Here is a 22910-nt window from a genome sequence, read left to right as displayed (position 1 = left end):
GGGCCGCTGCGCATGCGACGAAGGAGCGAGCAGCGGCCCTCGAAACTCGAGACTCCCAGGCGCCGAAAACCCGCCGGAGCGAAGCGGAGGCCAAAAACCCAGCCCGCCCATCAACTTGACGTGAGCCCTATCAGACTTACGTCCGCCTCATCAACTCGACGTCCGCCTCATCAACTCGACATCCTCCCCACCAGACTCGACGCCCACCCCACCCAAACTCGACGCCCACCCCCCTCAACCGCTGTAAACCCGCGGATCCAAAGTCCCGATATAAGGCACATCCCGATACCGCTCCGCATAATCCAGCCCATACCCCACAACGAACTCATTGGGAATATCGAACCCCACATGCGCCACATCCACCTGCGTCCGCAGCGCATCGGGCTTGCGCAGCAACGTCACGACCTCGAGCGACGCCGGGTTCCGGCTGGACAGGTTGCGCTTGAGCCAAGACAGCGTGAGCCCCGAGTCGATGATGTCCTCGACGATCAGCACGTTGCGCCCGGCGATGTCCTTGTCGAGGTCCTTGAGGATGCGCACCACGCCCGAGGAGGAGGTGGACGACCCGTAGGAGGACACGGCCATGAATTCCATCTGGGTGGGGATGGGCAGCGCCTGGGCGAGGTCGGTCATGAAGAAGATCGCGCCCTTGAGCACGCCGACCAGCAGCAGATCCCCCTCGGGCGCCCCGGCGGGATACCGCTTGGCGATCAGTTCGGCCAGCTCGTCGACCTTCGCCTTGATCTGTTCCTCGGTGATCAGCACCGACGCGATGTCGTCCCCGTACACGTGCGCTGGTTTCCCTTCGCTGAAGTCCGATCGCGGCGCCGGCGTCACCGGATCATTATCGTGCAAACGCCAGGGTCAGCTTCCCATGTTCGCGCGTGGCAACCAACCGGGTCCCCGGCTTTCCGCCGCCGACGGCGACGCCGCCCTGGCCGTGCCAGTCCGTGACCAGCGCATCGACGGCTCGTAAGTTCTTGTCGGTCAAGGCTTTTGCACCGCCGTCGAGCAGCCAGCGCCGGAGGGCGCGGCGGCGCAGCGCCGCGGGCGCAGTGGCGAGCGTCTCGATGGTCAGCGCGGGCCCATCACTCGCGGCTGTCAGCAACTGTTCGGCAAGCGTGTCGAGCACGGTGCCGTCCTCGCGCAGTTGTTCGGCGGTGCGGCCCAGCGCGGCGGCCACTCCGCCGCCGAGGACCTCTTCCAGCACGGGCAGCACCTCGGTGCGTAACCGGACCCGGGTGAATTCGGGCGCGTAGTTGTGCGGGTCGTCGTGGGCGCGTATCCCGAGTTCGGCGCACAGCCTCCGGGTCGTCGCGCGGCGCACTCCGAGCAGCGGGCGGCCCCAGGGATCGGCGTATTCGGCCATGCCCTGGATCGAGCGCGATCCGGAGCCGCGGGCCAGTCCGAGCAGCACCGTTTCGGCCTGGTCGTCGAGGGTGTGGCCGAGCTGGACGGGCAGGCCCGCGCGGGCGTCGTCGAGGGCGGCGTATCGGGCGCGGCGCGCCGCCGCCTCGGGCCCGCCGTCGCCGGTCACCTCGACGGTGAGCACCCGGGCCGACCGGCAGCCCAGCGTTTCGGCGACGGCGGCGGCCGCGGCGGCGGTCCGGTCCGAGCCCGCCTGCAGGCCGTGGTCGACGATCAGGGCATCGACCACCTGCGCCTCGGCGACCGCGGCGGCGGTCAGCGCCACCGAGTCGGCGCCGCCCGACAGCGCCACCGCGACGACACCGGTCGGTGCGTATCGCGCCAGCCAGTCCCGCAGCGCGTGCCGCAGTTCCAGTGCGGACGGGGTCTCGGGCAGAGGCTGTGTCGAATCTGTCGAACCGGCGCGCATCGTCCGATTCTCGCCCACCCGCGGGCGGCTCATCTCAGCCCAGCACCCGGATGATCCAGCGCTGCGGGTCGGCGATCTCGTCGGTGCGGGGCAGGGTTTCGGCGTCGGTCCACACTGTGTTGAACCGCTGCATGCCGACCGTGCCGACGACCTCGTCGACGAACGCCTTGCCGCGCACGTACTGGGCCACCTTGGCGTCCACCCCGAGCAGGGCCCGCAGCAGCCGCTGCAGCGGATTCGCGGGGCGGCGGCGACGCTGGTCGAATGCCTGCCGGATCTGCACGACCGAGGGGATCACGGCCGGGCCGACCGCGTCCATCACGTGGTCGGCATGGCCCTCGAGCAGGGTGCCCAGCATCAGCAGCCGGTCCAGCGCCTCGCGCTGCGGCGGGGCCTGGGTGGCGCGCAGCAGCCCGATCACTCCCCGGTTGGCGGGATCGTCGCCGTTGTCCTCAGCGCCGCGACGGCGCTCGCGCACCTGCTCCAGCAGCCGCGACAGCATCTCGTCGAGCGGCTCGTCGCCGACGTCGCCGAGCACCTCCACGTTGTGCTTCATGTAGTCGGCCAGCCACGGCGCCGAGGAGAACTGCACCCGGTGTGTCACCTCGTGCAGGCACACCCAGAGCCGGAAATCGGCGGGCGATACGCCCAGCGCCCGCTCCACCGCGACGATATTGGGCGCCACCAGCAGCAGCGTCCCGTCGGGGCCGCTGAACGGGTCGTACTGGCCGAGAATCGCCGTGGACAGGAAGGCGAGCATCGCGCCCGCCTGCACGCCCGCCGGTTTTCCGGTGAAGCGGCCGCGGTCGGCGGCGGGGGCACCGGTCAGCTCGGACATCGACTCGGCGGCCGCGCGAATCCAGCCGGGCCGGTCCACCACCCGCGCCGCCGGGATCGGCCGGTCGTCGGTCAGCAGGCTGACCTCCCGCACGGGGGCCTCGGCGCGCGCGGAGTCCGCGGCGAGCTCCTCGACCACCTGCTCGGCGGAGTAGCGCGTGGTGCGCGGACCGGCCGGGACCAGCGCGGATCCGGTGCGGGCCGCGAGCGGCCAGTCGATCGCCCCGGCCAGCGCGGGACGGCGGGGTTTGTGGGTCAGCTGACCGGTCGCGACGTCGACCACCACCTGTTCGGAACGTTCTGAGCCGCCGTCTCGGGCCGCGTCACCGGTGCCGGTCATAGTTTTCCACCCGTCAGGAGCATCCACAGTTGCGCAGTGTGGCCGCGATGGCGTCCAATGCCGGTCGGCTCGCCTCGGGCGGCCGATCGTTCGACATCAGCGCGAAGGTCAGCACACGACCATCACTGTCCAGCACATACCCTGCCAACGCGCTCGATACCGACAGAGTTCCGGTTTTCGCGCGGACCCACCCCGCGCCGCTGTGATCGCGCGGGGTGACGAACCGGTAGGCCAGTGAGCCGGTACCGGCGGCGACCGGCAGATAGTCCAGCAGCGGGGCCAGCGGGGAACCGGTCGCGGTCGATCCACCGGTGTTGACCGCCGAAGTGCCCGGCTGCTGCCCGGGCTGCGGGGCGGCCGCCTCCACCAGGATCCGGTCGAGCAGGCGCGCGGGGGTCCGGTCGTCGGTGGACAGCCCGCTGTTGTCGAGCATGGTCGTCCCGGCGGTATCGAATCCGGCCGCGGCGAGGGCCGTCATCATCGCGGTCACGGCGCCCGCGAAGGACTGCTCGTTGCCGGTGACGGCGGCGATCTCGCGGCCGATCGTCTCGGCCAGCACGTCGTCGGAGTGGATCATCATCTCGCGCAGCCGGTCCCGCATCGGCGCCGACTGCACCTGCGCGATCTCCGGAGCCCCCGCCGCCGCGCGGCCCAGCCGCACCTTGCCGGGATCGAGCCCCAGCTCCACCGCCAGGCGGCGCCCGGCGTCCAGCGCGGGAGTCGGTGTGCGCGGGGAGTATTCGACCAGCGGATCCTTGCGGCCGCCGTCGATCATCACCGGTTCGATCGGCGCCCACGAACCGCCCTCGATATCGGCCGGATCCCAGCCCGAGGGCCAGGCCGGGCCGGTATAGACCGACGTGTCCACCACGATCGTGTCGGCGGTGCGCCCGGCCGCGCGGATCTGGGCCACCAGATCCGACAGCCGCGGCCCGTTCTTGTAATACCCCTTGCCGTCGGCCTGCGCGGTCAGCGTCGGGTCGCCGCCCGCGACCAGCACCAGCTCGTTCGGATTCGCTCCCGCCACCACCTTCGTGGTGACGCGCTTGTCCGGCGGCACCACCAGCAGGGCCGCGGCGGCGGTGAGCACCTTCGCGGTCGACGCCGGAATGACGGGCTTGCCGGGGTCGACACCCCACAGCACGCTGCGGCTGTCCGGATCGCTGACCGATGCGGTGAACGCACCGAGATCGGGATTTCCGGCCACCGGGCCGAGGGCCGCAGCCAGCCCCTGCGGGCTGGGCTCGGGCGCGTTCGGCGAGGCCGGCGGCAGCTGCGGGAACGGTTTCACCGGTGCGGGCGGGGCGGCGATCCGTAGGCCGCCGTGCCGGAACTCCGCGGTCCACGGGCGCACCACGATCAGCACCGCGGCGACGGCCACCACCACGACGACCAGCCCGGTGACCACCCCGATCCACATCGTGCGCCGACGCCGGGCGGCCAGCCCGCCGATGTTCCTGCTGCCTCGACCAACCACCTGACCGCAGTCTCCCTAAATCACCTGTGACAGGGCCGCATCGCGCGTATTTCACGGGGCCCCGGTCCCTGCCGCACCCATGTGCCCGTCGACCACACTATCCTCACCTGGCTGGCGTTCCCCCGAACAAGCTGGCGAGTCGGCAAGCACCAGACGAAGGAGATGACGTGGAGTTCGACGCCACCATCGAGATCCCCAAGGGTCAGCGCAACAAGTACGAGGTCGACCACGAGACCGGGCGGGTGCGGCTGGACCGCTACCTCTACACCCCGATGGTCTACCCGGCCGACTACGGCTACATCGAGAACAGCCTCGGCTCCGACGGCGATCCGCTGGACGTCCTGGTGCTGCTCCCGGAATCGGTGTTCCCGGGCGTGATCGTGGAGGCCCGCCCGGTGGGCGTGCTGCTGATGAGCGACGAGGCCGGCGGCGACGAGAAGATCGTCGCGGTACCGGCGGGCGACAAGCGCTGGGACCACATCCAGGACGTCGCCGACGTGCCGGAGTTCGATCGCAAGGCCATCGAGCACTTCTTCGAGCACTACAAGGACCTGGAGCCGGGCAAGTGGGTCAAGGTCGAGGGCTGGGACGGCCGGGCCAAGGCCGAGACCCTGGTCGAGGAGGCCTTCGCGCGGCTGAAGGAACAGGGCGGGCACTGAACGGCGAACGCCCGGTGGGGGATTCGGTTTGCGAGGCGAATCTCCCACCGGGCGCTTCGAGCGCGTCCGCACGCCGCGGACGCCACCGCCGACCCCCCGAACGACGATGCCGCACCGCACGGCCATGCGGACGCGACGGAATTCGCTCCTCCCGCCGCGAGACGCGAAGCCGCGCGGCCGAATTCCGTGCCTGGAACGCTAATCGGGCGGCACCGCCGCGCGCATCCCGCCGCTCGTCTCGTTTCGCCAGTTCACCGCGGCGAATGAGGCGGAAATGATGAAAAAATGACGTGTCCTGCTTCGAGACGGAACAGAGCGTCACCTGGCCACCATTCCGGCGAGAGCCAAAGCGTCACCTGGCCAACATTAGGGCGAGGGACAAAGCGTCAACGCACAACACTCCGGCGAGAGACAAGACGTCAACGCACAACACTCCGGCGAGAGACAAGACGTCAACGCACAACACTCCGGCGAGAGACAAAGCGTCAGCTCACAACATTCCGGCGGAGCTTGCGGAGCCGGAACGCTCGGCCAGCACCGCGTCCAGGTGTTGGCGGAGTATCTCGGCCACCGGCGCCTCGAGCTCCGCGTCGATGCGTTCGTGCACCAGGGCGGTTTCCTCCAGCTGTATCACGATCTCGGCGGTGCGGCGCAGCACCCGCCGCGCGTCCTCGATGCGGCCCAGACCCTGCAGGACCAGACCGTGCATCAGCATGGCCCGGCCGCGATGCAGGGGCCCCGCCGCCCGCGTGACATTCTCCACCGCCTCCGCCGCGATCGGCTCCGCCTGCTCGAGCCGCCCGGCGAGCATGCACACGTGCGCGAGCCGGGCCAGGGCGAAACCCACCCGCAGCCGCATTCCGCTGCGCCGGGCCGATTCCACCGCGCGCGTGCACAATTCGATCGCCCGGTCGTGCTCACCGCGAAAGGCCAGCGCGGCACCGAGCTCGTGCAGTGCCATCGCCTCCAGCGCCGCATTGCCGATCTGCCGGGCCAGATCCCGCCCGCGTTCGGCGCGCTCGACGGATTCCCCGAGGCGACCGGCGTCCGACAGCGTCTTGGCGGCGTGGATGAGACAGGCGCATTCGGTCGCCGGATCGCCGACCCGCCGCGCCAGCCGGATGGCCCGTTCGGCGTGCGCGAGCGAGGCGGCCGCCTCCACACCCATTCGGGTGGAGCTGGCCAGCAACTGCGCCGCGAACGCCGTCAGCCGGGCGTTGCCCGCGGAATCGCTGCCGAGCGACAGCGCGATGCGCTGATGGTCGCGTCCGGTGCGCATGCGGGCCAGCGCGTAGGTGAGCACCGAGCCCAGCGCCACCCGCACCCGGCACTCCAGGCCGCGATCACCGGCGCGCAGGGCCGCGCCCAGCAGATCCTCCAGGGCCCGCGCGAGTTCCTGGGCGTTCGGCCCGCCGTCGATCAGTTCCGCCATCGCCCAGGCCAGGTCGGCGCAGAGCGCCAGGGCGACGCCGTCCCGCCCGGCCGCCTGCCGCAGCAGTGCGACGAGGTTGCGGCGCTCGGCATTGAGCCAGGACTGTGCGTCGGCACCGTCGGCGAACGACAGCCCTTGCGCTCGCGTCGGTTTCAGGTACTCCGGCAGCCGGGTGCCCGGATTGCACACCGACACAACGTTTTTCATGGTCGCCAAGTAGAAATCCAGCAACCGCGGCAACGCGTCGAACTCGTGGACCGGTCCCAGGTCGCGCGCGAACAACCGCAGCAGGTCGTGGTAGGTGTAGCGGCCGACGGCGGTGGAGTCGAGCAGGCTCAGATCCACCAGCGACTCGCACAGGAACTCGGCCTCGTCGCGATCGAGCCCCAGGACCGCGGCGGCGCCGGCGAGCGGCAGATCCTCCACATCCGGCACCGCGAGCATGCGAAAGGCCTTGGCCTGCGCCGGTTCCAGCTGGTCGTAACCGAGCCGGAAGACCGGGCCGACCCCGAGATCGCCGGTGCGCAACAGCCCCAGCCGCTGCTGGGAGTCGGCCAGCCGTTCGGCGACCGCGGCGATGTTCCAGCGCGGCCGCCCGGCCAGCCGCGCCCCGATGATCCGCACCGCCAGCGGCAACCGGCCGCACGCGCGCACGACCGCGGCGGCGGCCTCGGGCTCGGCCTCGACGCGCTCCGGCCCGACGATGCGGCCCAGCAGCACCAGCGCCTCGTCCGAGGACATCTCGTCGAGCCGGACGCCCGCCACCCCGGCCAGTTCGGGCAGCCCGGAGCGGCTGGTGATCAGCACCGCCGACCCGGACGTACCCGGGATCAGCGGGACCACCTGCTCGGCGTCGCGGGCATTGTCGAGCACCACCAGCACCCGCTTGCCGTCGAGCCGGCTGCGGAACTGGGCGGCCCGCTGCGCCGCGGTCGAGGCGATCTCTCCCTCCGGAACTCCGAGCGCGCGCAGGAAATCGCCCAGGGTGTCGATGGCGGCGGTGCGGCGTTCGAATCCGTGCAGGTCGACGTGCAGCTGCCCGTCCGGGAAGTGCCCGCGGACCAGGTGCGCGACGTGCACGGCGAGGGTGCTCTTGCCGACCCCGCCCATGCCCGTGATCGCGCAGACCGGCACCGCGCCACCGTCGCTGGTGAGCCGGTCGACCAGGCGGCGCACGCAGTCGGCCCGCCCGGTGAAATCGGCGATATCGGCGGGCAGCTGCGCGGCCCGCACCCGCTCGGCGGTGGCCGCGGCGGGACGCGGCGGGGCCAGCTCGGCCCGCAGGATCCGCTGATGCAGATCGGTCAGCCGGGGACCGGGCTCGAGTCCCAGCAGTTCGATCAGGGTGCGGCGGGTATCGGCGAACACCTCGAGCGCCTCGGCCTGCCGTCCCGCGTGGTAGAGCGCGGTCATCAGCAGTTCGCGCGTCTTCTCCCGCAGCGGATGCTCGGCGGCCAGCGGCTGCAGTTCGGTGATCGCCTCGGCGTGGCGGCCCAGCCGCAGATCCACCTCGAGCCGCTGCTCCAGCAGGCTCAGGCGGCGTTCGCAGAGCTGGGCGCGCAGCCGCTCGGCATGCGGTCCGGGCAGTCCGGCCAGCGGGGTCCCGGACCACAGTCCCAGCGCGGTCTGCAGATGCTCCCGCGCCTGCTCGGCCGCGACGGCGCGCTCGGCCTCGGCCGCATACTGCTCGGCCAGTTCGACATCGACCGACGCCGGGGGCAGCCGCAGCGCGTAGCCGCCCGCGAAACCCACGAGGACCGTGGGCGGTGCCCCCGCGGCCCGGTCCGGCTCGAGCGTCTTGCGCAGATGCAGGATGTGGTTGCGCAGGGCCCCGACCGCGCTCGCGGTGGCCCGATCGCCCCACACGTCGGCGACAAGATCGCCGACCGTCGCCGAGCGCCCGCGCCGCAGCAGCAGTGCCGCGAGCACGGCCCGGCGCTGCTTGGGCCCGAGATCCAACCGGTTCTCGCCGCGCCAAGCACGCACCTCACCCAGCACGGCAAACTTCAGCATCGGTCCTGTCCGAAACGCGCGATCGTTGTGCAGTGACGGTAGACGATCGCGTGATCGGCAGCTACCGTCCCTTGAACTCCGGCGACCGCTTCTCGAACACGGCCTGAATGGCCTCGGTGAGATCCTCCGACGGCAGGAACGCGGCATTCCACGCCGAGACGTAGCGGAGCCCGTCGGCGACCCTGCCCGCCTTCGGCTGCTCGAGCACGTCCTTGACGCCCTGCACCACCAGCGGCGGATTCGCGGCGATCTCCCGGGCCAGCTCGTGCGCCGCCGCGAGCACCGCCTCCCGATCCGGATGCACGTCGTTGACCAGGCCGATCTTCTCCGCCCGCGCGGCGTCGATGTCCTTGCCGGTGTAGGCGAGTTCGCGCAGGTGGCCCTCGCCGATGATGCCGGGTAGCCGATGCAGCGACCCCACGTCGGCGACGATCGCGACCTTCGCCTCGCGCAGGCTGAAGGTGGCCTCGGCGCTGGCCAGGCGAATATCGGCGGCGGCGATCAGGTCCAGTCCACCGCCGACGCACCAGCCGGAGATCGCGGCGACGACCGGCTTGCGGCACTCCGCGACGGCGGTCACGGCCGCCTGCAGGCGCCGGATATCGTGCAGAAAGGCGGTGCGCGGGGCCGCCAGGGCCCTATCGGCCAGCAGCGGACCGAACAGCGGGCTCATCGCCTGCAGGTCGAGGCCGTAGGAGAAGTGCTTGCCCGAGCCCGTGAGCACGACCGCGCGCACCTCGGGGTCGGCATCGAGCTCGCCGAAGATCAGCGGCAGTTCTCGCCAGAAGTCCGGCCCCATGACGTTGCCCTTACCCGGGCCGATCAGCGTCACCTGCGCGACATGATCCTTGCTCTCGACTGTGAAAGCCTTCCAATCGGTCATTCGCCCAGCGTAGCGGCCCTGACCGCGCCGCGGCCACGAGCCCGCCGCCATGTAACGCCTGTGCTAAATCTGCTGTGGGGCAGTGTTTTACGAGGTGGGCTACGGGGCATCATGTAACACATCAGGATTCGCCGCCGCCGGTTTCTCGGAGGCCACCATGTTGATGCACAAGGGCATCGGCCTGGATCGTTTCAACACGCTCCCGCGCGGGCGCGCCGTCCACGCCCTGTTCGAATGCTGCTGCAGCGTCACGTGGGCGGAGAAACTCGCCGACCAGCGCCCCTACCCCGACCGCGCCGCCCTGTTCGCGGCCGCGGACGCCGAACTGCTGGCGCTGTCGCGCGGCGACCTGGACCGCCTCTGCGATTCCGTTGTGCACCAGACGATCCCGGACCGATCTGCCCAGGAGCTGGCTCGGATCAACCGCGAGCGCATCGATCGCATGCTCGGCCCCGACGGCGGCTATCCCACCGCCTGAGATCATCCTCGGCCCGAGTTCGTTCCCTCCGCCGACCACCGTGCCCGGAATACTCCAGGCCCGGGAGACGTAGGTTGGGGATGTGAGCGAGCTCGGGAAGCAACCATCGGCACAGCGCGCCGCGTATCCGGCGGGCACGGGCGAGGTGCCCGACGACCTGAGCGGGATCACCTCCACGCAGTACCGCGCCGCCATGCGCCACTACCCGGCCGGTGTCACCATCGTCACACTGGGCGCGGACAAGGGCCCGGTGGGTTTCACCGCGACGTCGTTCGCGTCGCTGTCGGCGGATCCGCCGCTGATCTCGTTCAATATCGCGCACACCTCGTCGAGCATCGAGGCCATGCTCGCCGCGGACTCCCTGGTGGTGCACTTCCTCGGCGAGCATCAGCGGCACCTGGCGCAGCGATTCTCCCGGACCGCCGAGGAGCGCTTCGCCGACAAGTCGCTGTGGACGCGGCTCGACACCGGCGAGCCGATCCTGCACGGCACCCCGATCTGGGTGCGCGCCACCGTGCACCGGCTCATCCCGATCGGCGATCACACGCTGGTCGTGGGTTTGGTCACGCGGGTTCACGACAACACCGGCGACGACCCCATCGCCGCGCCCCTGCTGTACTACAACGGCGACTATCACCGCCCCAAGGGCTTGGACTGACAACCCGCTTGACAAGCTCCGCCCGCTTCTGCCAATCTCGGCGACAGGTCATGAGTGCCAGCGTCAAGCCCCGGCTTGCTGGCCGGCAACCCTCCTCCGCGGTGGGGTGCTCCGGGTGACGACCGGGCCGCTGTCCGACCGGGCACGGCAAGCGCGGACTCCGATCATCTTTCGTCACGGAGTCCCGGAGCCGAAGGATGATGTGATGACCGCAATTCTCGACCGTACCTGTGCCCCGGCCGCCGTTGTCTCCGGGCGTGATCTGCGAGTTCCGTTGGTACAGGGCGGAACTCGCACCTACGCCAATTTCGACTACGCCGCCAGCGCCCCCGCGCTCGCGCAGGTCACCGACCGGGTCGCCGAGCTGCTGCCGTACTACGCCAGCGTGCACCGCGGCGCCGGCTACGCCTCGCGCATCTCCACCGACTGCTACGAGGCGGGCCGGGGTTCGGTTGCGCGCCTGCTCAATTGCGCCGACGATCAGGTGGTCGTCTTCACGCGCAACACCACCGACGCGCTGAATCTGCTGGCCTCCTGCGTACCCGGGGACACCGTGGTGCTCGATATCGAGCACCACGCCAACTTCCTGCCGTGGACCCGGCACGGCCGCCGCGTGGTGCCCGCCGCCGACACGATCGAGGAGACCATCCGCCGCCTCGTCGCCGAACTGTGCACCAAACCCGCTGCGCTGCTTGCCATCACGGGCGCCTCGAATGTGACCGGCGAGGTGCTGCCGCTGCAGCGCCTGGCGACGATCGCCCATCAGTGCGGTGCCCGCATCCTGGTCGATGCCGCGCAGCTCGCACCGCACCGCCGCATCGACCTGCGGGCGACCGGCATCGACTACCTGGCCTTCTCCGGGCACAAGCTGTACGCGCCGTTCGGCGCGGGAGTACTGGTCGGGCGGCGCGACTGGCTGGATGCCGCCGAGCCGTATCTCGCGGGCGGCGGTGCCGTCGAGGAGGTCACCGCCACCGGCGCGCGGTGGGCCCCGGCCCCGCAGCGGCACGAGGCGGGCTCGCCGAACGTCCTGGGGGTCGCCGCCCTCGCCGCCGCCTGCGACGCGCTGGGGGCGCTGGACGAGCGGGCCGTGGCCGAGCACGAGCGCGGCCTGGCCGAGCGACTGCGCGACGGCCTGAAAAACATTGCGGGAGTGAACTTCCTGCGCATCTGGTCGGACAGTACCGACGGCGTCGGCATCGTCGCGTTCACCCTCGACGGGTTCGAGCCGGGCCGGGTGGCGGCGTACCTGTCGGCCGAGCACGGCATCGGCGTGCGCGACGGCCGGTTCTGCGCCCACCCGCTGCTGGCCCGGCTCGGCGTCGACGGCGCCCTGCGCGCGAGCATCGGCCTCGGCAGCACCGCGGCCGATGTCGACCGCCTCGTCGAGGCCGTGTCCACGCTGGTCGACCACGGCCCCGGCTGGACCTACGCCTGCACCGACGGCCAATGGAACCCGGTCCCCGAGACCCGCCCCCGCCTCACCCCGCAGACCGTCGCGGGCGCGGCCCCCTGCACCCTCTGACCGGCACCACCGCCGTGGGTTACGGCACCAGGTAGCGGGTGGCCAGTTCCTCCACCAGCGGGTCGTCGTCGGCAACCGCCTCCAGGGCCTCGAGGTCGGTCTCGACCGAGATCTGGCGTGGGTCGTCCTGCTCGGGGTCCGGGGCACCGTCCTCGTTCAACTGCCGCAGCATCTTCTCGCGCACTCTTGCCTTCAGCGAATCGCCCATACCGTCAGCATGCCCAGTTTGCCGCGGTTGCCCCAGCGACCACGCCGCAACGGTCAGACGGGGGCCAGCCACGTCCCCCACGGGGTATTGCGCAGCACCGTGAACGCGGTGAGTACCGCCAGGATCAGCCACAGCCTGGTGCGCCCGATCGCGAAGGGAAAGGGCCGTCCGTCCTGCCCGCGCCAGCGGCGCAGCACCCAGCTGCCCCACCACACCGCGAAGCCGACCAGCAGCGGCAGCAGCAGCACATTGCTGTGCACGGCGTCGAGAAGGCGGCCGTCGGTGAGGTTGTGCATGCCGCGCAGGCCGCCGCAGCCCGGACACCACCACCCGGTCAGCTCGTAGAACGGGCAGATGCTGTAGGAACCCGGCACGTGCGGATCGCGGAAGTGCAGCAGGGCGACCACCGCCGCGGCCCCGCCCGCCACCATGGCCGGCTGCCCGAGAGCCCGCCATCGCGCGCGGGTTTCGGGCGGCTGCACATGCGCGATATCCACAGTCGTCCACGGTAGCCGCCGCGGGCCGGGATCCGCCAGGTCAGTCCGCCTGCGCGAACCGCAGCTCGTTGCCGAACGGGTCGGTGATCGAGAATCCCGGGCCGCCGGGGCCCTCCTCCGGCGCGCCCGGCCGGGCGTAGCCGTACTCCTTCGCCGCCAGTTCGGCATGCCAAGCGTGGATATCGTCCACAGCGATCCACACCACCGTCCCGGGTGTGCCGTCACCGTGGTGCTCACTCACATGGATCACCGCCGACGCCCGCGACAGCTGCGCGTACAGCGGCAACCCGGGCTCGAAGCGATGCTCCCAGTCGAGGGTGAAACCGAGGTACTCGCAATAGAACTCGAGTGCCTTCGGAACGTCGAAGATGCGCAGCACCGGGATCGGGGCGGCGAGCCGGGGCGAGTCGGTCATGACCCGATGGTGCCAGGTGGGTGCGACATGACCGCCCGCTCGCCGACCGGCGCGGTGAGCGCACCCGCGAGCATGTCGACGATCTCGCCCCATGCCCCCTGATCGTCGGCCGCCACCCGACCGGCCTCGACCGCGCGTTCGTGATCGGCGAGCAAGGCGAACAGCATCGTCGGCAGCGACCGCATCCGGCGGTGCCGCAACCGGACCGGCAGCTCCGGCAGCCCGCGCTCGAGCCCGCGCATGATCACCCGCACCGAAGTGCGTTGCTCGCTACCGAGATTCGCCGCATCCGTCACGGCCGCGTGCGTGCGGATCTGCTCGAGAAATCGCGCGTAGTGGTCGATCCCGTGCCGTGCGCTCAGCTCGAGCATCGGAATCACCAACGCCTCCAGCAGCCCGTGCACGGACTCCTCCGAACCCGCTTGCTCGGCAAGCAATTCCAGCCGCCGTACCTCGAGTGTCGCCAGCCGATGTTCCACCACCGCCGTGATGAGCCCGTCCCGGGAACCGAAGTGGTACTGGATCGCCGAGTTGTTGCGCTGCCCCGCCGCCGCCGCGATATCGCGCAGCGGCACGGTCTGACCGCGCTCGGCGATCAGGCGCTCCGCCGCCAGGATGAGCCGCTCTCGCGCGGTTGCCGTCTCCACAGGAGGACTGTAGCGCCCACCAGCGCTTTAAGAAACAAAGCTTGACAGTTAAGCGCTTGTTCTTAAGACTGCGTGTGACGGCCCTCACGCCGGAGCGGCCGCCGGTAGGCCACCGGACCGCCACCGTCTTCCCAGTACGCGCCGAACATCAGGTCCGGAGGAGGAGCCCCGATGATCCTGGATACTTTCCGCCTGGACGGCCGCGTCGCCGTCGTCACCGGCGCGGGCCGCGGCATCGGTGCCGCGACCGCGCTCGCCCTGGCCGAGGCGGGCGCCGATGTCGCCATCGCCGCGCGTACCGCAGCCCAGCTGGACGAGGTGGCGGGCAAGATCCGCGCCCTCGGCCGCCGGGTGGTCACCGTCCCCTGCGATCTGTCCGACCTCTCGGCCGTCACCGCCTTCGCCGATACCGCGGCGGCCGAACTCGGGCGCATCGACATCGTGGTCAACAACGTGGGCGGCACCATGCCCAACACATTCCTGACCACGACACCCGAATTCCTCGAAGAGGCGTTCCGATTCAACGTCTCCACCGCACACGCGCTGACACAGGCCGCGGTGCCGCACATGCTCGCCGGTGACGGCGGCTCGGTCGTGAACATCTCCTCCATGATGGGCCGCTCCCCCGGTCGCGGATTCCTCGCCTACGGCACCGCGAAGGCGGCACTGGCCCACTGGACCCGTTTGGCCGCAACGGATCTCGCCCCGCGCATCCGGGTCAACGCCATCGCGGTGGGCTCGGTCCTGACCTCCGCGCTGGAGGTCGTTGCGCAGCAACCGGAAATCAAGCAGCGCATGGAGGCGGATACGCCGCTGCACCGGCTCGGCGAACCGTGGGAGATCGCCGCCGCCATCGTCTATCTCAGCTCGCGGGCGGGCGGGTATGTCACCGGCAAGATCCTCGAGGTCGACGGCGGCATCGAGAGCCCGAATCTCGAACTGGGACTTCCGGATCTGTGAGGAGATCACGATGACCTATCGCGTAGTGCAGTGGAGCACGGGCAATGTCGGGAGATGGGCGCTGCGGTCGATCATCGCCCGGCCCGAACTGGAACTGGTCGGCGTCTGGGTCTCCGGCCCGGACAAGGCGGGCAGGGATGCCGCCGAACTCGCCGGGCTCGACGAGCCGACGGGCGTGCTCGCCACCAACGATGCGCAGGCGCTGCTGGCACTGAAGCCCGACTGCATCGTGCACACGGCCATGGCCGACGACCGGCTGCTGGAGGCGGTCGAGGACTTGAAGATGTTCCTGCGGGCGGGCATCAATGTGGTGTCGAGCAGTCCGGTGTTTCTCCAATTCCCTTATGGCACAGTGCCTTCGGAGATGATCGATCCGGTCGTCGCGGCCGCCGAGGAGGGCGGCGCGTCGCTGTGGGTCAACGGGATCGACCCCGGCTGGGCCAACGACTGGCTGCCGCTGCTGCTGTCCAGCGGCTGCGAACGCATCGACAAGGTCACCTGTTCCGAACTGATGGACTACTCCACCTACGACAATCCGAAGGTGCTGTTCGAGATCATGGGCTTCGGCCGCGATCTCGACGACCTGCCGCTGCTGCTGCAGCCGGGCGTGCTGACGCTCGCGTGGGGCAGCGTCGTGCGCCAGCTCGCCGCCGCCTTGGACGTCGAATTGGACGAGGTGACACAGCATTTCGACCGTCTGCCGACACCGGAGCCGCTCGATGTCGCCGGGCAGCGCGTCGCCGCCGGAACCGCCGCGGCACTCCGCTTCCAGGTCAGCGGAATCCACTCCGGCCGAGAGGTTTTCGTCCTGGAGCACATCACCCGCCTGCACCCGTCGCTCGCCCCCGACTGGCCGCAGCCGACCGGAAAGGGTTGCTACCGAGTCGAAATCGAGGGTGAACCGGACTACCAGCTGGACCTGCAGCTCTACAGCGGCGGCGACCACGCCAAGGCGGGCCTGGTCGGCACGGCGGCCCGCCTGGTCAGTACCGTCCCCGCGGTCGTAGCCGCCCGGCCCGGCCTCCTCACCGCGGTGGACCTGCCACTCACCACGGGCCGCGGCCTGGTCCGCTGACGCCTAGCCCCGGTTCCAGAAACCGTCGTGGACGGCGCGGGCCTCGGGCAGCTCGATCGGTCCGACCACCGGCAGGAGGCGCTGCCCGGCGGCGAAGACCTGGCGGCACGGTAGCGCCATGGTCGGGTTCTCCGGGTCGGCGCCGGTCAGCGCCAGCAATTGATCCTCGCCCAAGGCGTAGACGACGCGCCCGATACCGCTCCAGTAGATGGCGCCCGAACACATGGCACACGGTTCGGTGCTGGTGTACAGCGTGCAGTCCCGCAGGAAGTCCGGGTCGTAGGCGGCCGAGGCCGCCCGGACCAGGTTGGTTTAGGCATGACCGGTCGCATCGCGCCCGGTGACGACGCTGTTCTCGGCTTCGAGCAGTACCCGCCCGTCGGACCCGGCCAGCAGCGCGCCGAACGGGTGGTTCCCGTTGTCCCGCGACCGCACCGCGATCCCGACGGTCGCCCGCAGGTGTTCGACGTCCCGTTCGGTCGGGCCGTCGGCGGTGACAGGGACCATGCTCATGCGGAATCTCCTCGTCGAACCAGCGATTCTGAGACGGTCGTGACGATACGGGGTGCTCAACGGTGACACCCAGCCGATCAGGCACGGTGAATGTGCGGCCGAAGGGCCCATCGACCGGTGCCGAGACGATGATGTGACCGTCGGCGACAAGCGCATCGTGGATGGCCCGGACATCGGTGGCGTGGAGCCAGATCGCCGAACCACCCTCCACCTGGAGCCGCCTGGGGGAATCGAACCCCCGACCTTTTCATTACGAGTGAAGCGCTCTACCGACTGAGCTAAGGCGGCATGCCTTGCGGCCCCGCGAGTCTATCGAATCGGGGCGGGATCACGAAAACTACAGGTCAGGGCAGCGTATCGGCGGGGCGAGCGGTGGCGTCAGCCCTGCCGGGCCGGGGCGATCCCTCATCCGGCGTGCCGTGCGCGATGGCGTGGAACGCGCCTCGGAGTAGTGCGGAGACTCGTTCGGGCGGTGCGTCGTGCAGGCCGTCGAGCCGCAGCAGGTGCCGTCCGATGACCGTTCCGATCGTGAGCGCGCCGATCAGGCCCGCGCGTAGGTCGGCGTCGTCCTCGGCCAGATGCTGGGCCGCCTGTTGCTGACGCGACAGCATGGCGGCCCGTACCTCACCGGCGGCGTCGGGGTGAGTGAACATGGACCTGATCGCCGCGAGCGCATCGGTCGGGCGGTCGGCCAGCTTCTGTTCCAGCGCGGCCAGCAGCTGTTCGGCCGCTTGCTCCGGCGTCCCCGCGACCAACTCGTCCTCATCGAACCCCGACGCCTGCGCGAACAGATTGTCCTTCGATCCGAAATACCGCATCACCAGACCCGGGTCGGTCTCCGCCGCCGACGCGATCGCGCGAATGGTGGCCCGGTCGTAGCCGACCTCGGCGAACAATCTCCGCGCCGCCGCCAGGATCCGGGATTCGGTATCACGGCGCTGCGCTGCTCGGCTCGACGGACTCACTCCCTCAGCCTACAACCGTTGACCGAAGCGGTATCGCTCAGTAGCATTCAGTCTACGATTGTTGACCGAATGGAGGTGGCCACCATGTGGCACACGGCTCTGCTGTCCGCACTCGCCGGAACGATGGGCGCGAACGCGATCCCGCATTTCGTCAAAGGCATGGTGGGAGAACAGTTTCCGAATCTGCTCGGCAACGACCCCGTGCGCAACGCCCTCGCCGGAACCGTCGGCCTGGCGATCTCGGCCTGCCTCGGCTACTGGGCCCACCTCCCCGACCACCCCCTCGCCGGGCTCACCGGGCTGTTTCTCGGGGCCTTGCCGATGGCGATATTCCACGGACGCGGCGGCGCGTACCGCCTGAATGCCGCTGCGGGACGCCCCAACCCGCCACACACCACACCACCCGCAACCGCATGACCACCCGCGAGCAGCCGCACCGCCGCTGGCGGAATAGACGACAAGCACCTGGTCGTGTTCGCCGGGCAGCAACCAAATGTGTCGAGAAGTCCCGCTATTCGCCGCCCCCACTCACGGGGTGCGGGCGGCGATCAGGCCCGCGACCATGGCGGCGACGGCGAAGCGGGGTTTGACATTCTGGTCCAGGGCCTCGCGGCAGGCCAGGACCGCCTCGATCGAGCGGAGCAGGCCCTCGGGGCGGACCTCGGACGCCAGGTCGCGGATCTGGTCGGGGAGGTCGGGGTGGGTCAGGGTGACCCCGGCCGCCGGGTCGGGTTTCGCGGCGCCGAATCGGACCGCGAGCGCATCCCGGTACAGCCCGGCGACGTCGATCAGGGCGCGGTCGAGCGAATCGCGGCTGGTGCGGGTGGCGCGCGACTTCTGGCGGCGTTCCAGATCCTTCAGCACCCCGGCCGACCCTCGCGTCGCCGAGGCGGCGCCCTTGCCGGTACCACCGGCACCCAGTGCGGTCGCCAGCTCCTCGCGCTCGCGCTCGTCGCGGGCGGCGCTGACCTGTTTGGCCTCTTCCTCGGCCGTCTTCACCAACTCGTCGGCGGCGGCATAGGCCGCTGCCGGGCGCGCGGTCGCCGACACCAGCGCCAATGCGCGCCGGCGGCGGGCCTGCGCCTCCTCGTCGGTGGCCAGGCGCCGGGCCCGGCCCACGTGCCCGCCGCTGATCGAGGCCGCCCAGGATGCCTTGTCGGCGGCCAGCCCGTCGCGCTCGCGCAGCACCCGGGCGATGGCGTCGGTCGACGGTGTCACCAGATGGATGTGGCGGCAGCGGGATCGCAGCGTCACCGAGATGTCCTCGGGATCGTCGGACGGGGCGCACAGCAGGAACACCGTCCGCTCGGGCGGCTCCTCGACCACCTTCAGCAGCACATTCCCGGCGGCCTCGGTCAGCCGGTCCGCATCCTCGACCAGCACAACCTGCCAGCGGCCGGTGCTGGGCCGCCGCGCGGAGACCTGCACGATCTCGCGCATCTCCTTGGTGCCGATGCTGAGCCCCTCCGGAATCACCCGGCGCACATCGCCGTGGGTCCCCGCCATCGTCGTGGTGCACGCATGGCAGCGGCCGCAGCCGGGGCGCTCCGGGTCGGTGCACTGCAGCGCCGCCGCGAAGCACAGCGCAGCGACCGAGCGACCGGACCCGGGCGGCCCGGTGAACAGCCACGAGTGCGTCATAGCCGACGACACCACACCACTGCGCGCGGCCACCGCGGCCGCGGTCAGCTCGGACTCGACCGCATCCTGGCCGACCAGCCGATCGAAGACACCCGCCACGTCGTACACCCTAGCGGCCGCCCCCGACAACCCGAGCGGGCCGAGTGCCGCGCCGGGATTCAGGAGGCGCGCTGGTGGGTCGTATTGGCGCCGTCCAGCGCCTCGCGAATGATGTCGGCGTGCCCGCTGTGCTGCGAGATCTCCCGCAGGATGTGCAGCAGCGTGAAACGGACCGTCCACCACACCCGCTCGGGTGCCCAGGGCGCGGTCGGGGTGGGGATCGAGGTGTCCAGGCTGTCGACGGTCCGGATCAGGTGAGCGGTGTTGTCCGCCACCACATCCCATTCCTTCAGCAGTCCCTCGACCGTCTCCTCCGGAGCCAGCTGGTATTCCGAATCGAATTGGGACACATCGATTTCCGCGTTCTCGTCGCGTTCGATGATGACGGTCGTCCAGTGCTGCTCGACGTGCACCAGGTGATGCAGCAGCCCGCCCAGCGTCAGCTCGCTGACCGTGCTGCGCTGACGCGCCTGGTCATCTTCCATGCCGCGCAACGTAATTCGGAACATCTCGCGCTGCTCGGCCAGCATGGCGATCAGGTTCTCGCGCTCCGGGTCGGTGCGTTCGGTCGAGGGTGCGGTCATCGAATGTCCTTCCGCCGGCGGGCCCGAATGGCTGCCCACGCTACGGCAGAACGTGGCGAACGGAAGAGGGCTGACCGATTTCCGCTACTCCACCCGGCGTGTGGCCGCAATTCGGTTGTCGCCCTTCAGGACTTGCTCGACGTCTTCTTCGCGGCCGCCTTCTTCGCGGTGGACTTCTCGGCCGTCTTCTTCGCGGCGGTCTTCTTCGCCGTCGTGGTCTTGGCCGCGGCCTTCTTGGCGGTCGTCTTCTTGGCGGTCTTCTTGGCCGCCTTCTTCACCGGGCCGCGGGCCCGGCGATCGGCGAGCAGTTCCGAGGCCCGCTCGTCGGTGATCGACTCGACCTCGTCGCCCTTGCGCAGGCTGGCATTGGTCTCGCCGTCGGTGACGTAGGGCCCGAACCGCCCGTCCTTGATGACCATCGGCTTACCGCTGGCCGCATCGTTGCCGAGCTCGCGCAGCGGCGCCGCACTGGCCGCCTGCCGCCCCCGGCGCTTGGGCTCGGCGTAGATCTTCAGCGCCTCCTCCAGCGTCACCGAGAAGATCTGGTCCTCACTGGTCAGCGACCGAGAATCGGTGCCCTTCTTCAGATATGGGCCGTAGCGGCCGTTCTGCGCGGTGATCTCGTCGCCGGATTCGGGATCCTTGCCGACCACGCGCGGCAGCGACAGCAGCTTCAGCGCATCCTCGAGGGTGATGGTCGACAGATCCATCGACTTGAACAGCGATCCGGTGCGCGGCTTGGGACCGGCGGCCTTCTTCGAACTCTTCTTGGCGTCCGGATCCTCCTCCGGCTCCGGCAGCACCTCGGTGACGTACGGCCCGAATCGGCCCTCCTTGGCCACGATTCGATGCCCGGTTTCCGGGTCGTTGCCTAGGAAGCGGCCCTCCTGCGGGGTCGCGAACAGCTTCTCGGCGACCTCGGGCGTCAGCTCGTCCGGCGGCAGATCGTCGGGCAGGTTGGCCCGCTGCGAGACCGGATCACCGTCCGGGTCATCGGGATTGGCGACCATGCGTTCCAGGTACGGCCCGAAACGACCGACGCGCACGACCACATCGCGGCCCTCGTCGTCGGTGAACATCTTGATCGAGTTGACCTCGCGCGCATCGATGTCGTCGAGCTGCTGGCCGACCATCCGCTTCAGCCCGCCGGAGCGCGCGACCGAGCCCTCGACGCCGTGATCGCCCCCGAAGTAGAAGCTGGACAACCAATTTCCGCGTTGCTCGCGACCGCCCGCGATGGCGTCGAGATCGTCCTCCATCGCCGCGGTGAAGTCGAAGTCGACCAAGCGGCCGAAGTACGCCTCCAACAGACCCACCACCGCGAACGCCACCCACGACGGCACCAGCGCGTTGCCGCGCTTGTACACGTAGCCGCGGTCGAGAATGGTCTTGATGATCGACGCGTAGGTCGACGGGCGGCCGATGCCCAGCTCCTCCAGGGCCTTCACCAGCGACGCCTCGTTGTAGCGCGGGGGTGGATTGGTCGTGTGCCCGTCCGGGGTCAGCTCGACGGCGCTGACGCCCTGGCCCTCGGTCAACGCGGGCAGCCGCGACTCGGCGTCGTCGGACTGGCTGCCCGAATCCTCGTCGACGCTCTCCACGTAGGCCTTGAGGAAACCGGCGAAGGTGATGGTGCGGCCGGAGGCGGAGAACACGCACTCCTCGCCCGTCCCGGCGTGGCCGGTGATCCGCACGGTCAGCGTGGTGCCGCGGGCGTCGGCCATCTGGGACGCGACGGTGCGCTGCCAGATCAGTTCGTAGAGCCGGAATTCGTCGGTGTCCAGCCGCGAACTCAGTTGGCCCGGAGTGGAAAACGTGTCGCCGGAGGGCCGGATCGCCTCGTGTGCCTCCTGCGCGTTCTTGACCTTGCGGTTGTACTGGCGCGGCGTCGGGTGCACGAACTGGGGTCCGTACAGCTGGGTGGCCTGGGCGCGGGCCGCGGCGATCGCCGACTCCGACAGCGTGGTGGAGTCGGTACGCATATAGGTGATGTAGCCGTTCTCGTACAGCCGCTGCGCCACCCGCATGGTGCGCTCGGAGCTGAACCGCAGCTTGCGCGCGGCCTCCTGCTGCAGCGTCGAGGTCATGAACGGCGCGTACGGGCGACGCGTGTACGGCTTGGACTCGACCGAGCTGACCTGGAAGTCGGCCCCCTCGAGCGCCTCGGCCAGCCGCCGGGCGTAGCCCTCGTCCAGCACGGTGACGCCGCGCGTCTTGAGCTGACCGTCGGATCCGAAGTCCCGGCCGCCCGCCACGCGGGAGCCGTCGACGCTGACCAGCCGCGCCCCGAACGTCCGCGGGTTGGCGGCGTCGCCCTCGCCGGTTCCGGCATCGAATTTCCCGGCGATATCCCAGTACTCGGCGGTTCGGAACGCCATGCGCTCGCGCTCGCGCTGCACGATGATGCGCGTCGCCACCGACTGCACGCGGCCCGCCGACAGCCGCGGCATGACCTTCTTCCACAGCACCGGGCTGACCTCGTAGCCGTACAGGCGGTCCAGGATGCGCCTGGTCTCCTGGGCGTCGACGAGATCGTTGTCCAGGTCGCGGGTGTCGGCCGCGGCGGCGCGAATGGCCGGTTCGGTGATCTCGTGGAACACCATCCGCCGCACCGGAACCTTCGGCTTCAGCGTCTCCAGCAGATGCCACGCGATGGCCTCGCCCTCGCGGTCGGGGTCGGTGGCCAGCAGCAGTTCGTCGGCGTCCTTGAGCAGGCTCTTCAGCTCGGAGACCTTGGCCTTCTTATCCGGGCTGACGACATAGATCGGCTCGAAATCGTTGTCGACATCGACGCCCAGGCGCGCCCAGGACTGCCCCTTGTATTTGGCGGGCACATCCGCGGCACCGCGCGGCAGGTCACGAATATGGCCGACGGAGGCCTCGACGGTGTAGCCGCGGCCGAGGTAGGGGGCGATCTTGCGGGCCTTGGTCGGTGATTCGACGATCACGAGACGACGCAGGGGACGGCCCTGGTCGGGAGTCGGCGCTGCACCGCGGTCTCGTGTTGCCACCGGCGAACACACCTTTCCTGTCGACCCGCGCGGCGGGGGTGACGCAGCGCGCGGCTGGGGCAAGCGGCGGAAGACAGATGTCCCCCGCCGATGACGTTTATACCGTGTTTGTGGCCGCACCTGCGGTACGACGGGTCACGGACCGCCACACTTCGG

The 22910-nt window shown here is 70.1% G+C and carries 23 protein-coding genes, 1 tRNA gene, 1 pseudogene and 1 riboswitch; of the genes and pseudogenes, 7 read left to right on the top strand and 18 right to left on the bottom strand.

Going from position 1 to position 22910, the window contains the following annotated elements; all coding sequences use genetic code 11:
* Window positions 1-234: 234 nt before the first annotated feature.
* Genes hpt through dacB form a run of 4 tightly spaced genes read right to left on the bottom strand, consistent with a single transcriptional unit; the run spans window position 235 to window position 4434 of the window.
* Complete coding sequence (hpt, locus tag QH290_RS03050) at window positions 235-789, bottom strand: hypoxanthine phosphoribosyltransferase (RefSeq protein WP_280266995.1); 555 nt, start codon at window positions 787-789, stop codon at window positions 235-237.
* A 55-nt stretch (window positions 790-844) separates the two neighbouring features.
* Entirely contained in the window at window positions 845-1837 is a 993-nt protein-coding gene (gene tilS, locus QH290_RS03045) for a tRNA lysidine(34) synthetase TilS (RefSeq protein ID WP_280381886.1), read from the bottom strand.
* 34 nt (window positions 1838-1871) lie between these two features.
* Window positions 1872-3014, bottom strand: a complete 1143-nt coding sequence (locus QH290_RS03040; protein ID WP_280381885.1) for a zinc-dependent metalloprotease — start codon at window positions 3012-3014, stop codon at window positions 1872-1874.
* 13 nt (window positions 3015-3027) lie between these two features.
* Window positions 3028-4434 (bottom strand): D-alanyl-D-alanine carboxypeptidase/D-alanyl-D-alanine endopeptidase, encoded by a 1407-nt coding sequence (gene dacB / locus QH290_RS03035; RefSeq protein ID WP_280266996.1) that lies wholly within the window; start codon window positions 4432-4434, stop codon window positions 3028-3030.
* A gap of 224 nt (window positions 4435-4658) precedes the next feature.
* On the opposite strand from dacB, the gene ppa reads away from it, so the two are divergent.
* Window positions 4659-5150 carry an inorganic diphosphatase gene (gene ppa / locus QH290_RS03030; RefSeq protein WP_280266986.1) on the top strand — a complete coding sequence of 164 codons (492 nt, stop codon included), beginning with the start codon at window positions 4659-4661 and terminating at the stop codon, window positions 5148-5150.
* Between the two features lie 490 nt (window positions 5151-5640).
* Here the strand turns inward: ppa and QH290_RS03025 are convergent, their stop codons facing one another.
* Together QH290_RS03025 and QH290_RS03020 are read right to left on the bottom strand one after the other, a co-directional pair.
* On the bottom strand, window positions 5641-8595 hold the full coding sequence (locus QH290_RS03025; protein ID WP_280266987.1) for an AfsR/SARP family transcriptional regulator: 2955 nt from the start codon (window positions 8593-8595) through the stop codon (window positions 5641-5643).
* Window positions 8596-8656: 61 nt separating this feature from the next.
* Window positions 8657-9478, bottom strand: coding sequence for a crotonase/enoyl-CoA hydratase family protein (locus QH290_RS03020; protein ID WP_280266988.1), 822 nt, complete (start codon window positions 9476-9478; stop codon window positions 8657-8659).
* A 157-nt stretch (window positions 9479-9635) separates the two neighbouring features.
* Here QH290_RS03020 and QH290_RS03015 point away from each other — a divergent pair, with 157 nt between their 5' ends.
* The 3 genes from QH290_RS03015 to QH290_RS03005 all read left to right on the top strand — a co-directional run bounded on the left by QH290_RS03015 (window position 9636) and on the right by QH290_RS03005 (window position 12139).
* Window positions 9636-9956 carry a 2-oxo-4-hydroxy-4-carboxy-5-ureidoimidazoline decarboxylase gene (locus QH290_RS03015; protein WP_280266989.1) on the top strand — a complete coding sequence of 107 codons (321 nt, stop codon included), beginning with the start codon at window positions 9636-9638 and terminating at the stop codon, window positions 9954-9956.
* Window positions 9957-10149: 193 nt separating this feature from the next.
* Window positions 10150-10614 carry a flavin reductase family protein gene (locus QH290_RS03010; RefSeq protein WP_280266997.1) on the top strand — a complete coding sequence of 155 codons (465 nt, stop codon included), beginning with the start codon at window positions 10150-10152 and terminating at the stop codon, window positions 10612-10614.
* A 46-nt stretch (window positions 10615-10660) separates the two neighbouring features.
* A riboswitch (SAM riboswitch) is annotated at window positions 10661-10774 on the top strand.
* Window positions 10775-10819: 45 nt separating this feature from the next.
* Entirely contained in the window at window positions 10820-12139 is a 1320-nt protein-coding gene (locus tag QH290_RS03005) for an aminotransferase class V-fold PLP-dependent enzyme (protein WP_280266990.1), read from the top strand.
* Window positions 12140-12158: 19 nt separating this feature from the next.
* Here QH290_RS03005 and QH290_RS03000 read toward each other — a convergent pair whose 3' ends face one another.
* Genes QH290_RS03000 through QH290_RS02985 form a run of 4 tightly spaced genes read right to left on the bottom strand, consistent with a single transcriptional unit; the run spans window position 12159 to window position 13906 of the window.
* Window positions 12159-12347, bottom strand: coding sequence for a hypothetical protein (locus QH290_RS03000; RefSeq protein WP_280266991.1), 189 nt, complete (start codon window positions 12345-12347; stop codon window positions 12159-12161).
* Window positions 12348-12400: 53 nt separating this feature from the next.
* A complete protein-coding gene (locus QH290_RS02995; protein WP_280266992.1) occupies window positions 12401-12844 on the bottom strand; it encodes a DUF2752 domain-containing protein in 444 nt (147 codons plus the stop codon).
* A 40-nt stretch (window positions 12845-12884) separates the two neighbouring features.
* Window positions 12885-13259: a glyoxalase superfamily protein gene (locus QH290_RS02990; RefSeq protein WP_280266993.1), complete on the bottom strand. Its 375-nt coding sequence runs from the start codon at window positions 13257-13259 to the stop codon at window positions 12885-12887.
* Window positions 13256-13906 (bottom strand): TetR/AcrR family transcriptional regulator, encoded by a 651-nt coding sequence (locus QH290_RS02985; RefSeq protein WP_280266994.1) that lies wholly within the window; start codon window positions 13904-13906, stop codon window positions 13256-13258. The genes QH290_RS02990 and QH290_RS02985 overlap by 4 nt, the downstream gene beginning before the upstream one ends.
* A 171-nt stretch (window positions 13907-14077) precedes the next feature.
* Here QH290_RS02985 and QH290_RS02980 point away from each other — a divergent pair, with 171 nt between their 5' ends.
* Complete coding sequence (locus tag QH290_RS02980; protein ID WP_280381884.1) at window positions 14078-14866, top strand: SDR family oxidoreductase; 789 nt, start codon at window positions 14078-14080, stop codon at window positions 14864-14866.
* Between the two features lie 10 nt (window positions 14867-14876).
* A complete protein-coding gene (locus QH290_RS02975; RefSeq protein ID WP_280269159.1) occupies window positions 14877-15941 on the top strand; it encodes an NAD(P)H-dependent amine dehydrogenase family protein in 1065 nt (354 codons plus the stop codon).
* A gap of 3 nt (window positions 15942-15944) precedes the next feature.
* On the opposite strand, the gene QH290_RS02970 is transcribed toward QH290_RS02975, so the two are convergent.
* The 5 genes and pseudogenes from QH290_RS02970 to QH290_RS02950 all read right to left on the bottom strand — a co-directional run bounded on the left by QH290_RS02970 (window position 15945) and on the right by QH290_RS02950 (window position 17419).
* Window positions 15945-16208 (bottom strand): deaminase, encoded by a 264-nt coding sequence (locus QH290_RS02970; RefSeq protein WP_280381891.1) that lies wholly within the window; start codon window positions 16206-16208, stop codon window positions 15945-15947.
* A gap of 45 nt (window positions 16209-16253) precedes the next feature.
* A complete protein-coding gene (locus QH290_RS02965; protein ID WP_280381892.1) occupies window positions 16254-16454 on the bottom strand; it encodes a cytidine/deoxycytidylate deaminase family protein in 201 nt (66 codons plus the stop codon).
* Window positions 16455-16512: 58 nt separating this feature from the next.
* Window positions 16513-16656: pseudogene (locus tag QH290_RS02960) on the bottom strand (VOC family protein); the annotation flags it as partial.
* Between the two features lie 10 nt (window positions 16657-16666).
* A tRNA-Thr gene (locus QH290_RS02955) sits at window positions 16667-16742 on the bottom strand.
* Window positions 16743-16798: 56 nt separating this feature from the next.
* Entirely contained in the window at window positions 16799-17419 is a 621-nt protein-coding gene (locus QH290_RS02950) for a TetR/AcrR family transcriptional regulator (RefSeq protein ID WP_280269161.1), read from the bottom strand.
* 69 nt (window positions 17420-17488) lie between these two features.
* On the opposite strand from QH290_RS02950, the gene QH290_RS02945 reads away from it, so the two are divergent.
* On the top strand, window positions 17489-17836 hold the full coding sequence (locus QH290_RS02945) for a hypothetical protein (RefSeq protein WP_280381883.1): 348 nt from the start codon (window positions 17489-17491) through the stop codon (window positions 17834-17836).
* Window positions 17837-17947: 111 nt separating this feature from the next.
* Here the strand turns inward: QH290_RS02945 and QH290_RS02940 are convergent, their stop codons facing one another.
* From QH290_RS02940 to topA, 3 genes are all read right to left on the bottom strand, one after another.
* Entirely contained in the window at window positions 17948-19159 is a 1212-nt protein-coding gene (locus QH290_RS02940; RefSeq protein WP_280381882.1) for a DNA polymerase III subunit delta', read from the bottom strand.
* A gap of 59 nt (window positions 19160-19218) precedes the next feature.
* Window positions 19219-19743, bottom strand: coding sequence for a mycothiol transferase (locus QH290_RS02935; protein WP_280381881.1), 525 nt, complete (start codon window positions 19741-19743; stop codon window positions 19219-19221).
* A 125-nt stretch (window positions 19744-19868) separates the two neighbouring features.
* Window positions 19869-22754 carry a type I DNA topoisomerase gene (topA, locus tag QH290_RS02930; RefSeq protein ID WP_425303544.1) on the bottom strand — a complete coding sequence of 962 codons (2886 nt, stop codon included), beginning with the start codon at window positions 22752-22754 and terminating at the stop codon, window positions 19869-19871.
* Between the last annotated feature and the right edge of the window lie 156 nt (window positions 22755-22910).

The organism is Nocardia wallacei (assembly GCF_029869545.1).
Lineage (GTDB): Bacteria > Actinomycetota > Actinomycetes > Mycobacteriales > Mycobacteriaceae > Nocardia > Nocardia wallacei_A.
Note: the sequence above shows the minus strand (reverse complement) of the source record. Positions and strands in the feature narration are given on the sequence as shown.

Bases quoted from the DNA above. Each gene is read 5' to 3' on its own strand.
- QH290_RS02990 (WP_280266993.1), bottom strand. From the start codon at position 13,259: ATGACCGACTCGCCCCGGCTCGCCGCCCCGATCCCGGTGCTGCGCATC.
- QH290_RS02935 (WP_280381881.1), bottom strand. From the start codon at position 19,743: ATGACCGCACCCTCGACCGAACGCACCGACCCGGAGCGCGAGAACCTG.
- QH290_RS03010 (WP_280266997.1), top strand. From the start codon at position 10,150: ATGCGCCACTACCCGGCCGGTGTCACCATCGTCACACTGGGCGCGGAC.
- QH290_RS03000 (WP_280266991.1), bottom strand. From the start codon at position 12,347: ATGGGCGATTCGCTGAAGGCAAGAGTGCGCGAGAAGATGCTGCGGCAG.
- QH290_RS03005 (WP_280266990.1), top strand. From the start codon at position 10,820: ATGACCGCAATTCTCGACCGTACCTGTGCCCCGGCCGCCGTTGTCTCC.
- QH290_RS03040 (WP_280381885.1), bottom strand. From the start codon at position 3,014: ATGACCGGCACCGGTGACGCGGCCCGAGACGGCGGCTCAGAACGTTCC.
- QH290_RS03020 (WP_280266988.1), bottom strand. From the start codon at position 9,478: ATGACCGATTGGAAGGCTTTCACAGTCGAGAGCAAGGATCATGTCGCG.
- QH290_RS03015 (WP_280266989.1), top strand. From the start codon at position 9,636: ATGTTGATGCACAAGGGCATCGGCCTGGATCGTTTCAACACGCTCCCG.
- QH290_RS02945 (WP_280381883.1), top strand. From the start codon at position 17,489: ATGGAGGTGGCCACCATGTGGCACACGGCTCTGCTGTCCGCACTCGCC.
- QH290_RS02975 (WP_280269159.1), top strand. From the start codon at position 14,877: ATGACCTATCGCGTAGTGCAGTGGAGCACGGGCAATGTCGGGAGATGG.
- tilS (WP_280381886.1), bottom strand. From the start codon at position 1,837: ATGCGCGCCGGTTCGACAGATTCGACACAGCCTCTGCCCGAGACCCCG.
- QH290_RS02965 (WP_280381892.1), bottom strand. From the start codon at position 16,454: ATGAGCATGGTCCCTGTCACCGCCGACGGCCCGACCGAACGGGACGTC.
- QH290_RS03025 (WP_280266987.1), bottom strand. From the start codon at position 8,595: ATGCTGAAGTTTGCCGTGCTGGGTGAGGTGCGTGCTTGGCGCGGCGAG.
- QH290_RS02980 (WP_280381884.1), top strand. From the start codon at position 14,078: ATGATCCTGGATACTTTCCGCCTGGACGGCCGCGTCGCCGTCGTCACC.
- dacB (WP_280266996.1), bottom strand. From the start codon at position 4,434: ATGTGGATCGGGGTGGTCACCGGGCTGGTCGTCGTGGTGGTGGCCGTC.